Source organism: Aeromonas sp. Lyrl_2, assembly GCF_051948815.1.
In the GTDB taxonomy this organism is placed as follows: Bacteria; Pseudomonadota; Gammaproteobacteria; order Enterobacterales; family Aeromonadaceae; genus Aeromonas; species Aeromonas veronii.
In genome coordinates, this window is sequence record NZ_JAYJLJ010000015.1 from 26970 (window position 1) to 42521 (window position 15552).

The window sequence follows — 15552 nt, forward strand, 5'->3', positions numbered from 1 at the left end:
AGGGTTTGGGAAACAGGACGGGTTGTTAAGCCCACAGACTTTCTGGGGGGCTGTGCGTACTTTGAGCACCTCGCGAGCATTCACAAACCGATTCCCTCACCCTGGGGAGAGGGCCAGGGTGAGGGGACGCGAGTATGAGTCGCTGGCCATTCTGTACAGAGAGAACCGTTGGCAAAGCGCGCAGATAAAAGAGAGGGAGGCATCAGCCTCCCTCTTTTGTTTTCTACCGTTAGCAACGGCGTTTAACCGGTTGATTTCAAGCACTGGCCAGCCAGTTCAGCCAGGCATCCATCCCTTCACCGGTAGTGGCGCTGACCTGGATCACCTGAATATAGGGGTTGACCCGTTTGGCGTTCTCGATGCAGCGGGCCACGTCAAAGCTGACGTAGGGGAGCAGATCGATCTTGTTGATCACCATCAGCTGGGCGGCGGCGAACATGTCCGGGTATTTCAGCGGCTTCTCTTCCCCCTCGGTGACGGAGAGGATTGCCACCTTGTACTTCTCGCCGAGATCGAAGCTGGCGGGGCAGACCAGATTGCCCACGTTCTCGATAAAGAGAATGCCCCCTTCATTGGCGGGCAGCTGGTGGCAGGCGTCGTGAACCATTTTGGCGTCCAGATGGCAGCCCTTGCCGGTGTTGATCTGCACAGCAGGCACACCGGTGGCACGGATGCGATCCGCATCGGCGCTGGTCTGCTGATCCCCTTCGATCACAGCGCAGGGGCGTTTGTCGGCCAGCTGGCGCAGGGTTTCGCACAGCAAGGTGGTTTTGCCTGAACCCGGGCTCGATACCAGATTGAGCACCAGCTGGTCGGCGGTTGTGAAGTGTTCGCGGTTGTGGGCCGCCAGCGCATTGTTCTTTGCCAGCACATCCATCTCGATGGCGATCAGCTGGCGCTGTCCCATGCCGGGCACCGATAATCCCGCTTCCCCTTTGCCGTAGTGCAGATCACCCTGCTGATGGTCATGGTCATGGTCATGGTCATGGCTGTGATCATGGGGATGCGCGTGGGAATGGCCGTGGTCATGAGAGTGGGCATGATCATGATGATGGTCGTGGGGGTGATCATGGTGGTGCTCATGGGGGTGATCATGCCCCTCATGGCTTATGGGAGCCCGCACCCCGTGGTAGTGGTGATGGACATCCCCCTGATGGTGATAGTGGTGGTGAATGATCAGGGTGCGCGGCGCGCTCTGCTCGTGGTCATGGTGGTGATTGGCGTCATGACCATGTTCATGGTGATGTTCATGTTCGTGATGATGCTCATGATCGTGCTCATGGCCGGCGATCCGCGCCTGGCCGCATCCGCATACGCTACACATATCAACTTACCTCGATGTCGGTGATGCGCAGGTTATCACCCTGCGCGACTCGTAATTTGTATCCGCCACACCCGGGGCAGGCCTGCCCGCGCTCGGTGAGGGTGACCGTCTGGTTGCAGTCATAACACCAGGCCTCTGCCGCCTGGCGCTGAAAGTGCAGCTTGGCCCCTTCGACGGCGGTGCCCTTGGCGGCCGCCTCGAAACAGAAGGCAATGGTGTCCGGGTCGACGCAGGAGAAGCTGCCGACCTCGAGCCAGAGGGCGGTCACCTTGGTAAAGCCCCGCTGGGTGGCCTGTTCGGCCGCCAGATCGATGGCGGCCATGGCCAGAGACATTTCGTGCATGGTGACTCCTTAACCGATATGGGGAGGAGCCGTGACTCCTCCCTGTAATTGACGGAACGGCATGGCCGCTCAACAGATCCGCGGCAGCAGCTCCCCCTGCGGCAGCTCCAGATAGCGGCGGCTGCCCCAGGGGTTGTTGAGGATCACCTTGTGGCGATCGCTCGCCTGCACCACGCCGATCTGGCTTGCAGCGGGGTTGAATTGCCGCAAGATGCCCAGCGCGTCCTGCGCCTGTTCGGCAGGCAGGGCCAGCACCATGGTCCCCTCGTTGGCGAGATCATGGGGCTCGAAACCGTAGAGCTCGCACAGGCCGCGCACCGGATCGCACACCGGAATGGCGGACTCCTCCAGCTCGATGGCCACTTGGGAGGCACTGCTCCACTCGTTGAGCACGGCGGCAAGGCCACCGCGGGTGGCGTCGCGCAGGGCGTGAGGGGTAATGCCAGCTTTTAGCAGCGCTTCTACCAGCGGCCAGAGGGTGGTGCAGTCGCTCTTGAGATCGGATCCCAGTTGCAGGGCGTCGCGGGCCATCAGGATGCAGGCGCCGTGGCTGCCGATATCTCGCGACACCAGAATGGCGTCACCGGCCTTGAGGTTGCGCACCGAGATGCCCCGGCTCTGCTCCGGCAACGGGAAGGTACCGACCCCGCTGGTGTTGATAAAGATCTTGTCGGCCGCCCCCTTGGGCACCACCTTGGTGTCGCCGCAGACGATGCGGGCGCCGCTCTTGGCAAGCTCTGCTGCCATCGACTCGACGATGCGGGCGAGATCGGCGTAGGGGAACCCCTCCTCGATGATAAAGCTGGCGCTCAGATACTCGGGTTTGGCCCCCATCATGGCGAGATCGTTGACCGTACCGGCGATGGCCAGCTTGCCGATATCGCCCCCCTCGAAGAAGAGCGGCGAGACGGTAAAGCTGTCGGTGGTAAAGGCGACGGGGCCGCTTACCGGCAGCAGGGCGGCATCTTCACCGCGCAGCAGGATCTCGTTGCCAAAGTAGCGAAAGAAGAGCTGATTGATCAGCTGGTTCATCTCCACACCGCCGCCGCCGTGGCTTAACTGAATTTCTCTCATTGGATCCCCATATATCGGTAGTAGGCATTGCAGGCCCCTTCGGAGCTGACCATGCAGCTGCCCATGGGCTGGGTCGGGGTGCAGCCCCGGCCAAAGACTTTGCACTGGTTTGGCTTGGCCAGGCCGCGCAGGATATCGGCGCACTGGCACGCCTTGTGGTCATCGATGGGAGTCTGATTAAGCGCAAAGTGACGCTCCGCATCGCGCTTGGCAAACGTATCGCGCAGGCGCAGGGCGGAGGCGTTGATATCCCCCAGACCTCGCCAGCGAAAGTGCTCGCGGGTCTCGAAAAAGCGCTCAACCAGCCGCTGGGCGGCTTTATTGCCGCTGGCGGTGACGGCGCGGCTGTATTGCACCTCCAGCGCGTAGCGACCCTCCACCTTCTGGCGCACCATCATCAAGAGCGCCTCCATCACGTCCACCGGCTCGAAACCGCTCACCACCACCGGCACCTGATAGCGATCGACGATGGGCAGGTAGATATCGGCGCCGGTGATGACGCTGACGTGGGAGGGGCCGATAAAGGCGTTCACCTTGGCCACCCCGTCGGCCATCACAGCATGAATGGCGGGGGGCACCAGCACATGGTTGATATGAAACAGGAGGTTATCGACCTCTTGCTCTTCAGCGGCAGCAAGTAGCGCCGCTGTCATCGGGGTGGAGGTCTCGAAACCGATGGCGAAGAAGACCACGGTTTTGTCCGGGTTCTCACGGGCGATACGCAGGGCATCGAGGGGGTCATAGACCGGGCGGATATCGCTCCCCTTGGCGCGCTGCTGGGCCAGCGTGCCCTTGGAGCCCGGCACCCGGATCATGTCCCCCAGGGTGACCAGAATGACGTTGGGCTGGCTCGCCAGCTCGATGGCCTGATCGATGCGCTCTTTGGGCATGATGCAGACCGGGCAGCCGGGGCCGTGGACAAACTCGATGCTGGCGGGCAGCAGCTGGTGCAGGCCGTACTTCATGATGGTGTGGGTATGGCCGCCGCACACCTCCATCACCCGCAGCGGCTCGGGCAGATCCTTGGCCAGTTCTGTAATTTGGGCGGCGAGGGCGCGGATCACCTCGGGCTGGCGAAAGCCCTGGAACAGGTCATTCAAGGTCAGCATGGCAAGATATCCTGTTTGGGCATCAGGGCCACCATCTGGCGGAAGCTCTCGAGGCTGGCCTGCGCCTCCTCTTCGTCAATCTTGCTCATCACAAAGCCGATATGGAGCAGCACATAGTCGCCCACCTGGAGGGGCTCTTCGAGCAGCATGCAGCTGACGCGCCGCTGCACCCCCAAGGTGTCGACGGTGACGCAGTTATCTTCGGGGTGCAGTTGCACCACCTGAGAGGGGATGGATAGACACATGGATTTCAGGACTCCGACAAGGTGGCACAACCGGTGGTGACAGGCTGATGCGTGGCAATATGGTGGATGGCAAACCAGAGCTGACCGGCGGCGATGCCACCGTCATTGAGCGGCAGGGTTTCGCTGGTCAATACCTGCCGGCCAGCGGCTTCGAGAGCGGGAACAAGCTGATCCATCAGCACCCGGTTTTGAAAAACGCCGCCTCCAAGCGCCACCGGATAGCCGGGGAAACGCTCGGCCAGGGCGATGACCAGATTGCTGATGGCGCGGATAAAACCGGCAGCCAGGCTGGCGGTGGCGGTGCCTTTGCGACGCTCGCTGACAAGGGTATGGATCAGCTCGGCCCACTCGATCTGCAGCGGCCCCTCTGTTGATTGGCTGAGAGCAAAGGCAAGGGGGAAGGGCTGCTCATCGGGGGCCAGCTGCAAGGCGGCCGCCTCCAGCAGGAGCCCGGCTTCGCCCTCGTAATCGGGGGGGTCGATCACTCCCAAGAGCGCCGCCACCGCATCGAACAGCCGACCGATGGAGCTGGTGTAGGGGGCGTTGCGACCAAGATGCCAGAGCTGGTGCAGGTTGCTGATCCGCTTAAGGGGTAGTTGCTTGCTCAACGGAATATCGAGGGCGCTGATCTGCTCAGGAGTGTGCGATTCAAACAGCAGTCCCAGCAGTTGGCGCACCGGCTCGCGGATGGCCGCTTCGCCGCCGATCAGCTTGAAAGGCGCGAGGTGGGCAACACGATCGAAGCCCTTAACGTCTGCGATCAGCAGCTCGCCGCCCCAGAGGGTGCCGTCATCGCCAAGGCCGGTGCCATCGAAGGCAACCCCCAGCACCGGGCCTGTGATGTCGTGCTCGGCCATCACCCCCAGCAGGTGGGCGTGATGGTGTTGTACCTCGAGGTGGGTTGCCCCCTGATCGCGGCAATAGCTTTTGGCCCACTGGTGGCTGAGGTAGCCAGGGTGGCGATCCGACACCAGCAGTTCGGGGTTGAGATCGTAGAGATCGCGAAAGGTGGCCAGGGTCTGCTCGAAGTGCTCCTGCATCGGCAGGCTGTGCAGATCGCCGATATAGGGGCTGTAGATGCGCTGGCGGCCGAAAGCGAGCGCCAGCTGGTTCTTCTGCTGCGCCCCGACTGCCAAGAGCGGTACCTTGACCGCCTCTTTCAGGCTGGGGGTGCAGGGGGCATAGCCCCGGGCCAGCCGCAACGTCTGGCGTCGCCCGCCTACCCACTGCACCAGACTGTCGTCGCACGGGTGCAGGATGGGGCGGTTGTGATCCAGGATGCCGTCAATCTCGCTGCCGAGTTCCCTGACCACAGCCTCGCACTCGATAAGGATCGGGCTGCCACGACCATTGGCGCTGGTGGCCACCAGCGGCATGGCGCAGGCATCCAACAACAGTTGATGGAGCGGGGTATAGGGGAGCATGATGCCGAGGTAGGGGATGCCGGGGGCGATCCCCTCGGCCAGCGGCGCGGTTGTCAGTAGGGATTCTGAGAGCCGATCATCGTTAATGCGCTTGCGTAGCAAGGTGATGGGGCTGGCCTGAGAGGTGAGCAGCTTCCACTCGTCTTTGCTGCCGGTGACATGCAATTTGGCCTCGGCAAGGGAGCCCATCATCACCGCCAGCGGTTTGCGCGCGCGCCGCTTGAGCGTTCGCAATCTGGCCACACTCTGTTCATTGCGGGCATCGCATATCAGGTGATACCCCCCCATCCCCTTGACCGCAATCAGCGCCCCCGTCTGCAGGGCGCGTGCGGCTGCGTGCAGCGCATCCTCCCGCTCGGCCAGCGCATCGCCGTGGCCGCTGCGCCAGCTGAGATGAGGCCCGCACTCGGGGCAGCTCACCGGCTGGGCGTGGTAGCGTCGATCCAGCGGGTTTTCATAGGCCGCTGCGCAGCGCGGGCACATGGCAAAGCCCGCCATGGCGGTATGGGGTCTGTCGTAGGGGAGGCGGCGGATGATGGTGTAACGCGGGCCGCAGTGGGTGCAGTTGGTAAAGGGGTAGTAGTGGTGGCGATCCTTGGGGTTGGCCACATCCCGGGCGCACGCCTCGCACATCCCCTGATCCGGCGAGATGGCGACCGTGGCGGCGCTCTGCTGCTGGCTGGCCTTGATATGAAAGACGCCGTCGTAGTCGGGATTATGTTCGGAGTCAGCATCTTGGGGCAGTTCCCGCTCGCTGAAATGATCGATACGGCTCAGTGGCGGCGCCAATTCCCGCAGCTCGCGGGCAAAGGCGGCGAGCTGCTCGGGGGAGCCTTCGGCGCCAATGGTGACGCCGTTGGCATCGTTCAAGACATAACCGGCAAGGCCGTGGCGCAGCGCCAGCCCATAGACGAAGGGGCGAAAGCCGACCCCCTGAACTATGCCGTCGATATGAAATTCGCGGCGCAGCCGGTTGGCCACATGATTGGCAGAGCCAGAGGGGGCGATGGTGGCGCTCATGCCGGCTCCATCTCATCTTGAGTCTGCGGCAAACGCAGCACCCGGCGCTCGTTCTCCTCGCGCCGCACCCAGCCATCCATCTCCATGCGCAGGCAGAACGGAATGGCGTATTTGCGCGACAAGCCGGTGATCTCCTTGAGGGATGCCATGTCGATCAGATCTCCCACCTGCTGGCCCGCCAGCACGGCGGCGACCATCTGGTTGTAAAGCTCGGCGTCGTAGTAGATGGGGCCATCGAGCTGCACCAGATACTTGAGTCGTGCCAGATTGCGCAGCTGCTTTTGCAGGGCGCCTTTTTGCTGTAAGCCCTGCAGCAGGGTGGCGGGCAGCTTGCGGGTGATAAAGGGATCCAGCGCCACGCCGCCGGGGCCCAGTTTACCGGGCTCGTAACCCTCCTTGCCTTGATCTCGCACCACTTTGAGCACCAGCTGCGCCTCTTCCCCCAGATCATCTTCCGACTCGCCGCTGCCCGGTTGCCACTTGTCATGGTGCAGGCGGATCAGCTGCTCGCTCTTGAGCTGCTGGAGCAGGGCCTGAATGACCGGCAGGGCGATGCCAAAGCGGGTTGCCAGCTCGGCGGCACTCAGCGGTTCGCTGGCTAGCGTAGCCAGCAGCTGGTCGCGGTTTTGGGCCAGCCAGCAGTTATCCAGCAGCCACTCACCGAGGGGGGTGACCTGCTCGGGCTGCTGGTCAAAGCGGCTGGCTAGCACATAGCCATTGAGGCCAAGCTGCAGGGTGGCCGGGTTGTAGTGCTCCAGTTTTTCAGGCAGCTCGCCCAGCAGGGTGTGTAGCGCCTTGCGTCTGGCGGGATGGATGTCGCCACACCAGACGATGCGGGCGCCGTGCAGCAGTTCGCTGCTGCCGTGGCGAATGATGGCAAGCGGCTGGCCAAAGAAGCAGGGAATGGGGCTGGCAAAGATCAGCCGTGCCAGCCGGGAGTCCTTGATGGGAACAAAACGGGCGCGGCCATGCCAGCTGCCAAGGGCCACTTCGACCTCGCGGTTGCGCTGTTCCCGGATGCTGCCGCCGACCTCACAGAGCCGCACGATCAGATGAGTCGCCGCCTCGCACTGGCCAGCGGCGCTGGTAAGGCAGTGGCCGCGAGCCACCTCCTTGTGAGGCACTTTTTTAAGGCCCACCGCCACCCGGCAGACGGCGCCAATCTCGTCGACGCTCTGGTGATAGGCCTGCAGGGAGCGCACCTGCACCTCCCGATCGGCGGGGTAGAGACGCAGCTTGTCCCCCACCTTGAGGCGGCCCTGCTGCAAGGTGCCGGTAAGCACGGTGCCGGTGCCGTTGGCGGTAAAGACCCTGTCTACATACAGTCGCGGGGCGCTCTGCTCGCGGGCAGCGTGTGAGGCTGGCAGTTCGGCAAGCTGGCGCACGATGGCGGCGTGCAGGGCAGCCATATTGGCGCCGGTTTTGGCGCTGACGCTGACGATGTCGGGCACCATGCCGCTCTCGTCCATCACCCGCTCCAGCAGGCTCTCCTCCAACAGCAAAAGCTCGTCGGGGGAGACCAGATCGCACTTGTTGATGCAGACCAAGAGACGCGGCACCCCCATCGCCTTGAGCAGGCGCAGGTGATCGCCGGTCATCGGCATCCACCCCTCGTCGGCGGCGATGACCAGCAGCACCAGATCCAGACTCCAGAGCCCCGCCACCATATTGCGGATATAGCGCTCGTGGCCAGGCACGTCGATGACGCCTATGGTGTTGCCCTGACCGTCGTCGAAGTGGGCAAAGCCGAGATCCTGGGTCATGCCGATGGCCTGCTCGTGGGCACGGGCCGTGGTGATGCCGGTGAGGGCCTTGATCAGCAGGGTCTTGCCGTGATCCACGTGGCCGGCAAGGCCGATAACAGCGCGATAGGGGGTCATGGGATCAGGGCTCCTCGGTCGCATTTGTTGCATTGAACGGGGCGGGGAGCAGCAACTCCTTGAGTTGGGCGATCAGCAGTTCCATCTCGGTCGGCAGCAGGGTGGCCATATTGAGCAGCACCTTCTGCTGGCGCACCGTGGCGATGACAGGGACGGGGAGTTCGCGCAAATCATCGAGCAGTTGCTGGGCCGGACGCGGGTCGGTGCACTCCAGCGCAGGGGCCGGGTAAAACTCGTCCGGCAAGGTGCCACCGCCCACCACCAGCTGGGCTGGGACCGGCACAAAGCAGCCGGGCAGGGCGGCCATCAGCCGGGAGGCTCTCGCCTGCATGGCTGCCGGGTTGCTCAAGGTGCGCTGGGCAATCCCTTCGCCGATGGGGGATTTGTTGAGCTTGTGGATGAGCAGCCGTTCGAGCAGGGAGTAGACGATGCGGCTCGGGCGGAAGGTGCGCATCATGGGATGTTTTTCCAGCCGCTTGATAAGGTCGCTGCGGCCACTGATGATGCCCGATTGCGGGCCCCCCAAGAGCTTGTCGCCTGAGTAGCAGACCAGATCCGCCCCCGCCTTGATGTACTGGCGCACCGAGGTTTCATCCGGTGCAAACTCTTCGCTGGTCAAGCCGGAGCCCTGATCCACCGCCAGCACTACATGTTCGGGCAGGGCGCGGGCCACCTCGCCGATATCGGGGGATTCGGTAAAGCCGCGAATGGCGAAATTGGATCTGTGCACCATCAGCACCAGCGCGGTCTGATCGGTGATGGCATCGAGGTAATCTTTGGCGGTAGTGATATTTGTGGTGCCCACCTCCACCAGTTTGGCGCCGGAGAGGGCCAGAATATCGGGGATGCGAAAGCCGCCGCCAATCTGGATCTGCTCGCCGCGCGAGACGATCACCTCGCGCCCCTTGGCCACCTCCTGCAGCAGCAAAAAGAGCGAAGCGGCGTTGTTGTTGACCACCAGCGAATCCTCGGCCTGGGTGAGGCAACGGAGCAGGGGGGCGATCAGCCCCTTGCGCCCGCCGCGCTTGCCGGTGGCGAGATCCAGCTCCAGATTGTTGTACCCGGTGTTGAGGTCACGCACCTCGTCCCACAGCTCGTGACTTAATGGCGAGCGCCCCAGATTGGTATGCACCAGGGTGCCGGTGGCGTTGATCACCCGGGTTTGACGCTGGCGCAACTGCTGTCGGCAACGCTTGGCAATCAGCGCCTCAATCTGCTCGGGGGCAACGCCATGCTGGCGAAAATCGTCGCTCTGGCGCAGCTCGCTCAGGGTGTCGCGCACCGCCTGAGTCACCAGCGGGCGGCTCAGCGCCTCGATAAAACCGGCGAGAAAGGGTTGCTGCAGCAGATGCTCCACTTGCGGCAAACGGCGCGTTTGTTGCTGGCTGGGCTGTTGCTGTGAATCTGGCAGTGAATCGTCGGCAGCCGTACCTGATGCGGGCTGGCGGTGGGGGATGGCTGACGCGTGAGACGAGTTCGGCATGGGATTACCAGTGCAGTGCGTGGGTTCGGGATGCGCACCGGTTTGCCGATAGAGAGGCCGAGCTGACGGGTTATGGCACTGCTGGCGATTTGCGGATGACTGCAAACTGGATGCATCAATGAGCGGGTATAAATTAATGCTGCATCGATGCTGATAAATTAATTTTTGGCCAGCGAGATAACCTGAGTTCGGATTATATTGGCAGCGGCAAGCACCTTTTTTAAGGTATTACTTCAAACATATTGAACAAACAATGGAAATAACATTCAGGCCGAAAAATTCAGCGAGAGAGTATTTGTTCAATAGATGAATTTGGCGGAAGAGGCAGGAATCGAACCTGCCAAAGCCTTCTCGGCTCACATCGGTTTTGAAGACCGAGGAGGCCACCAGACCCCATCAACTTCCATAACGGTCGCCATTTTGTGGCAAAAGTCTGTGACTGGCAACGCTTTTTTTGTCATAAAAATGCGAGAGTTAGCGATTTTTTGAAAAAATCAAAGAACCTTGTTTTATATCAAGTTCAGCACAATTAGCCCGATGTTTTTAATTTAACACCGGGCCTCGATCACATTGCCGTAACCGTCGGTCAATAACGGTCGTTAACAACTCGATAAATAATCACCGGTTGGCGTTGGCAATATTCCACTGATCCAGTTTATCTATTAACAGACTGGTGTCCCTGGCGGCATCAAGATGCTGATAAAGATAATCCATCGCCTCGCTCACCATCTCGGTCATCGGGAAGGAGAACGCCACGATGGCCGGTTGTACCCCGACAAAGATCACCTCGGGGACAAAGGTCTTGAGCTCGTCGATCAGGAAATTGAGCGGCATATTGTGGGTCGAGAAGATAAACATCTCGGCGATGGTCTCGGGGGGGATCACCTGCAGGGTCCCCGCCTTCTCGCCGATCTCGGCTGCATCCACCAGCACCACCCGCTCCGGTTGCAGCTCCCGCACCTTATAGACCACATTTTCCGGCGCGATGCCGCCGTCGATATGGATCCAGCCGGGCAGGGGGGCTGCCTGCAGCTTGTCGGCGAGATAGGGGCCGGCACCGTCATCCCCCATCATGGCATTGCCCACGGTCAACACGAGATTGCAGCCCATCAGCGGCTCCTTACCATCAGGTACATATGGGGGTCGTTAAAGAGGGTGGTCAGCTGCTCCATAAAGGTATTGGTCCAGCCCAGCTCCTGCTCATCGAGCACGCCTTCGGCTTTGCGCAGTCGATCGAAGGCGCAGGCCAGCATATGGCAGTGCTCGCGATAGATGGTGATCTCGCCAAAGGTGAGAAACCCCTCCATCTTGCGGCGCGCTTCGCTCCCTTCTGGCAGCTTGGCTACCCAGTCGCGATAACCGGTCAGCGAGCAGACTAGGTCTGCTCGCAGGCAATCAACGATGCCGAGGTGGTGGCCGATGGCGAGGCTGTAGTACATCACCTCCCTGGCCTCTTCCGGCACGTCGAACTGCTCGTCGACGAACTTGCGCGAGAGTCGATAGAAGAAAACCTCGTCAGCCATGCACCGCCTCTCCCTTGCCGGCCGCCCGGTTGAGGCAGGCGTTTGCGAGGTTGTTGACGATCTCCGCCAGGCGCGGATCGTCGTGCTGATCGAGGTAGCTCTGGATGCGCAGATCCACATCCTGCTGGGTCGCCCCTTCGAGCAGGGCCATGAATTCGTCGGCGATGATCCGCCCCTGACGGTAACCGGCCATGCGGCGCGCTTCGCGCTCGATCATCACCCGGATTTCGTTGGGGATGCCGGTGTGGCGCAGCTCGACCCGCTCACCCGGTTGCACCTCGTGGCTGGTGGCTTTGAGTTTTTGTTCCAGCAGACCGAGCGCCACGGCAAAGCCGTAGATGGTAGCCGCCGGTGTCGGAGGGCAGCCGGGGATATAGACATCCACCGGCACGATCTTGTCGGTGCCGCTCCAGACGCAGTAGAGGTCGTGGAAGATGCCGCCGTCACAGCCGCAGGCGCCGTAGGCGATGCAGATCTTGGGATCGGGCGCCGCCTCGTAGGCGCGCAGGGCCGGTACCCGCATCGCTCGGGTCACAGCGCCGGTAAAGAGCAGGATGTCGGCGTGACGGGGGGAGGCGACCACCTTGATGCCGAAACGCTCGGCATCGAACAGCGGGGTGATGGTGGCGAAGATCTCGATCTCGCAGGCGTTGCAGCCGCCGCAATCGACCCGGTAGACATAGGCCGAGCGGCGAATGTCTTTCAGCAGGGTCTTCTTGAGTTTGGTGATCTCGGGATCCTGTGCCAGCGGCACGGCGCGGGTATGGGCATAGCCGACAACCGGTTCTATGCCTTTGATCTTGCTCATCACATCCACTCCTTTTGTGCGGCCATCGGTGTGGCTATCGGTGTGATCAGGGCCGAGTCAGGCTGGCTCAGCATGCTCTGTTTTCGTTTGCAGTCGGGGCAGTGGTGCAGCCTTTCCGGGGTCGTGAGCGGCGTGCCTGCCTGCTTGAGGGTGTCCTCCACCAGCGCCACCAGTTTGCTCGGGGCAAAGTAGGTGCCGCACAGGGTGCAGGGGGCCAGCACGAAGCGGGCCTCCTCATACAAGTCAGCCTTGTTGGTCACCGCCAGCTCGAATTCAGGGGAGAGGGCGATGGCGCGGGTCGGGCAGACCTCTTCGCAGCGGCCGCAGAAGATGCAGCGTGCCATGGAGATCTCCCAGCGCCGTTCGCCGGTCTCCATGTCCACTTCCATCACCAGCGCATTGGCCGGGCAGGCCTTGGTGCAGGCGGCGCAGGCGATGCACTGATCTGCCTGATATTTCGGTTTGCCGCGAAAATCCCGGTTCACCTCATAAGGGGCGAAGGGGTACTTGGCGGTCGGGGTGCCAGCCTTGAGGATGGTCTTGAACAGCTTGATCATGATGACCCCTTATTTCAGCGGAGAGTTTTTGCGATCGATGCCGTAGCGCTCGATCTCCTTGTAGGAGACCACGGTGGATTTGCCCTTCTTGGGGTCGACCAGGGTTACCCGGTCGGTACAGGAGTAGCAGGGATCCAGACTGCCGATGATGAGTGGTGCATCCGCCACGGTATTGCCGCGCAGCATGTAGCGCAGAGCGGGCCAGTTGGCGTAGGTGGCGGCGCGGCAGCGCCAGCGGAACAGCTTCTGGTTGTCTCCGGTCATGCTCCAGTGGACGTTCTCGCCGCGGGGGGCCTCGGTAAAGCCCAGGGCAAACTTGCCCGGCTGATAGGTGAACCCTTCGGTCAACAGCGGCCCCTCCGGCAGATGCTCAAGACCAAACTCAATCATGTCGAGGGAGTCGTAGAGCTCGTGGATCCGCACCAGCACCCGGGATTGCACGTCGCAACCCGCCTTGGTCTGGATCTCCATCGGCAGCTCGCGGTAGCCGGCAAAGTCGTGGACCCGGCGCACGTCGCGCTTGAAGCCGCTCGCCCGCACCATGGGGCCGACGCAGCTGAAATCACGGGCAATTTGCGGGTCGAGCTTGCCGATACCGATGAGGCGGGAGGAGATGTTGGCGGTATCCAGCAGCATGGCCACAAGCGGTTTCAACTCATCACGCAGCTCACGCACCAGCTGGGCACCCTTGATGCGATCTTCCTTGAAGATGTCGCGGCGTACCCCGCCAATCAGGTTGAGGCCGTAGGTCTTGCGGGCGCCGGTGAGCAGCTCGGCTAGGGTCATGGATTTTTCCCGCACCCGGAAGAACTGCATGAAGCCGGTGTCAAAACCGGTGAAGTGGCTCGACAGGCCGATGTTGAGGATATGGCTGTGCAGGCGCTCCACCTCCAGCAGCACGGCGCGGATCATCTTGGCCCGCTCCGGCACCGGAATACCCATGGCGTTCTCTACCGAGGTGGTGTAGGCGACGCTGTGGGTAAAACCGCAGATGCCGCAGACCCGGTCGGCCAGAAACGCCACTTCGTTGTAGCCCATCCGTGTTTCCGCCAGTTTTTCCATGCCGCGATGGACATAGAAGAGGCGGTAGTCGGCATCGATGATGTCTTCCCCATCGACGAACAGACGAAAGTGGCCCGGTTCGTCCGAGGTGATGTGCAGCGGGCCGACCGGCACGATGCGGTTGGCATCACTGCCCAGTTCGTTGACGAAAGGGTAGGTCTCGGTGTCGGTGGTGGGCATCGGGCGCTGGCGATAATCCATGGCGTCCTTGCGCAGGGGGTGGATATCCTCCGGCCAGTCGTCCGGCAGTACCAGACGGCGTTCGTCCGGCAGACCGATGGCGCGCAGGCCGTACATGTCGCGGATCTCCCGCTCGCCCCACACCGCCGCCGGAATGGTCGGGGTGATGGAGGGGTACTCCTGGGTATCGGCATCAACCAGCACCTTGACGGTGATCCAGCACTTGGTGTCGCCCTCCATGGAGAAGACGTGGTAGACGGCGAAGTGGCCGTTTAGGCTGCGCTCGTCATTGGCAAAGGAGAGCGGAAGCCAGCCCCCCAGCTGATGGAAGATCAGGCTGGCGGTCTCGACCAGACTGGTGGGCTTGACGGTAATGGTGGCCTGATCGGCGGTTTGCCACTCCTCGTCGACGATGGCGTGGGGCAGTTGGGCTCGCACCTGCTGGATGTAGTCGCAGCCGATGCGATCCGAAATGGCGATGGTCATGCAGTTCTCACTTTAATGTTCGGGAATGAGCATTCACAAATGATGAAATCGGAAAAAGTTGCTGTACTGGCGGGCATGGTTCAGATCCCGACCAGATAGGCGAGCAGCGCCAGCAGGGCCAGCCCCAAGCCGTAGCGGGTGAGCTTGTGGGTGCGCACGAACTGGGTACGGGCCATGGCGTTTTCGATGATGCCAGCCAGTAAAAAGGCCACCAGCAGCTTGCAGGCGAGGATCAGTGCAGCGCCGATCAGCGCAGGCAGACTCCAGTTGGCCGCCTTGCCGAAGGGCAGGAAAATCACCAGAAAGAGCTGCACCACCACCAGTTGTTTGAGGCCGATGGAGAGCTTGAGCAGGGCCAGGCCCGCACCGGAGTACTCGGTGAGCGGCCCCTCCTGCAACTCCTGCTCGGCTTCGGCGCAGTCAAAGGGCAGCTTGCCCATCTCGACAAACACCGTGAAGGCGCAGGCAGCGCCAGCCAGCAGGGTGGCGATGGGGGCGGCCAGCGGTTGGGTCGCCACATAGTTGCTGATGTTGCCCAGATCCGAGCTGCCCACCATCATCGCCATGATGAAGCAGGCGAGCACCAGAATGGGCTCCACCAGAATGCCGAGGGTCAGTTCGCGGCGGGCACCGATCCCGGCAAACATGCTGCCGCTGTCGAGCCCCGCCAGCGAAAAGAAAAAGCGGAAGATGGCGAACAGATAGATATCGGTGATGAGATCCCCGGCGATGGGGAAGGGGGACTCGTGAGTCAGGGTCGGCAGCGCCATCCCCACCAGCAAGAGGGCGGCAATGAGCAGCGCAGGCATCAGGTTGAAGATGATGCCGGCAGGCTCGGGGGTTACCTCCTGGCGGCGCAGCAGTTTGGCGATATCCCGATAATCCTGCAGCAGGCCCGGCCCCTGACGGGAGTGCATCTTGGCCCGCAGCACCCGGTTGAAACCGGTGGCGAGCGGCGCCAGCGCCAGCATGGCGATGGCCTGGGTCAGGGCGAGGGCAACCATGCCCCAGCTCGGCATTTCAAGAACAGGCAT

At 62.1% G+C, this 15552-nt stretch carries 14 protein-coding genes, 1 tRNA gene and 1 pseudogene; 1 reads left to right on the top strand and 15 read right to left on the bottom strand.

Going from position 1 to position 15552, the window contains the following annotated elements; all coding sequences use genetic code 11:
• Positions 1-256: 256 nt before the first annotated feature.
• Positions 257-1030 (bottom strand): annotated as a pseudogene (gene hypB / locus VF684_RS14040) (hydrogenase nickel incorporation protein HypB); the annotation flags it as partial.
• Here hypB and VF684_RS14045 point away from each other — a divergent pair.
• Entirely contained in the window at positions 944-1348 is a 405-nt protein-coding gene (locus VF684_RS14045) for a hypothetical protein (RefSeq protein WP_376900262.1), read from the top strand. The pseudogene hypB and the gene VF684_RS14045 overlap by 87 nt on opposite strands.
• On the opposite strand, the gene hypA is transcribed toward VF684_RS14045, so the two are convergent.
• The 14 genes from hypA to VF684_RS14115 form a co-directional block, all read right to left on the bottom strand.
• Complete coding sequence (hypA, locus tag VF684_RS14050; protein WP_071910411.1) at positions 1326-1667, bottom strand: hydrogenase maturation nickel metallochaperone HypA; 342 nt, start codon at positions 1665-1667, stop codon at positions 1326-1328. The two genes, VF684_RS14045 and hypA, sit on opposite strands and share 23 nt — an antisense overlap.
• 69 nt (positions 1668-1736) lie before the next feature.
• On the bottom strand, positions 1737-2741 hold the full coding sequence (hypE, locus tag VF684_RS14055; RefSeq protein ID WP_376900264.1) for a hydrogenase expression/formation protein HypE: 1005 nt from the start codon (positions 2739-2741) through the stop codon (positions 1737-1739).
• A complete protein-coding gene (gene hypD, locus VF684_RS14060; protein WP_376900266.1) occupies positions 2738-3850 on the bottom strand; it encodes a hydrogenase formation protein HypD in 1113 nt (370 codons plus the stop codon). The genes hypE and hypD overlap by 4 nt, the downstream gene beginning before the upstream one ends.
• Positions 3844-4095, bottom strand: a complete 252-nt coding sequence (locus VF684_RS14065; protein ID WP_040065728.1) for a HypC/HybG/HupF family hydrogenase formation chaperone — start codon at positions 4093-4095, stop codon at positions 3844-3846. Before VF684_RS14065 ends, hypD begins: the two co-directional genes overlap by 7 nt.
• A 5-nt stretch (positions 4096-4100) precedes the next feature.
• Positions 4101-6539 carry a carbamoyltransferase HypF gene (gene hypF / locus VF684_RS14070; protein ID WP_440174315.1) on the bottom strand — a complete coding sequence of 813 codons (2439 nt, stop codon included), beginning with the start codon at positions 6537-6539 and terminating at the stop codon, positions 4101-4103.
• Entirely contained in the window at positions 6536-8419 is a 1884-nt protein-coding gene (gene selB, locus VF684_RS14075) for a selenocysteine-specific translation elongation factor (RefSeq protein WP_139731288.1), read from the bottom strand. The genes hypF and selB overlap by 4 nt, the downstream gene beginning before the upstream one ends.
• Positions 8420-8423: 4 nt before the next feature.
• Complete coding sequence (selA, locus tag VF684_RS14080; RefSeq protein ID WP_201913801.1) at positions 8424-9902, bottom strand: L-seryl-tRNA(Sec) selenium transferase; 1479 nt, start codon at positions 9900-9902, stop codon at positions 8424-8426.
• Positions 9903-10215: 313 nt separating this feature from the next.
• A tRNA-Sec gene (locus tag VF684_RS14085) sits at positions 10216-10307 on the bottom strand.
• A gap of 213 nt (positions 10308-10520) precedes the next feature.
• Complete coding sequence (hycI, locus tag VF684_RS14090; protein WP_139731296.1) at positions 10521-11012, bottom strand: hydrogenase maturation peptidase HycI; 492 nt, start codon at positions 11010-11012, stop codon at positions 10521-10523.
• Entirely contained in the window at positions 11012-11425 is a 414-nt protein-coding gene (locus VF684_RS14095) for a formate hydrogenlyase maturation HycH family protein (RefSeq protein WP_201913803.1), read from the bottom strand. Before VF684_RS14095 ends, hycI begins: the two co-directional genes overlap by 1 nt.
• A complete protein-coding gene (locus VF684_RS14100; protein WP_201913805.1) occupies positions 11418-12233 on the bottom strand; it encodes an NADH-quinone oxidoreductase subunit B family protein in 816 nt (271 codons plus the stop codon). Before VF684_RS14100 ends, VF684_RS14095 begins: the two co-directional genes overlap by 8 nt.
• Positions 12233-12790, bottom strand: a complete 558-nt coding sequence (locus VF684_RS14105) for a formate hydrogenlyase complex iron-sulfur subunit (RefSeq protein WP_201913807.1) — start codon at positions 12788-12790, stop codon at positions 12233-12235. The genes VF684_RS14100 and VF684_RS14105 overlap by 1 nt, the downstream gene beginning before the upstream one ends.
• Before the next feature lie 9 nt (positions 12791-12799).
• Positions 12800-14518 (bottom strand): hydrogenase large subunit, encoded by a 1719-nt coding sequence (locus VF684_RS14110; RefSeq protein WP_376900274.1) that lies wholly within the window; start codon positions 14516-14518, stop codon positions 12800-12802.
• Positions 14519-14598: 80 nt separating this feature from the next.
• Positions 14599-15552 carry a respiratory chain complex I subunit 1 family protein gene (locus VF684_RS14115; protein WP_279475095.1) on the bottom strand — a complete coding sequence of 318 codons (954 nt, stop codon included), beginning with the start codon at positions 15550-15552 and terminating at the stop codon, positions 14599-14601.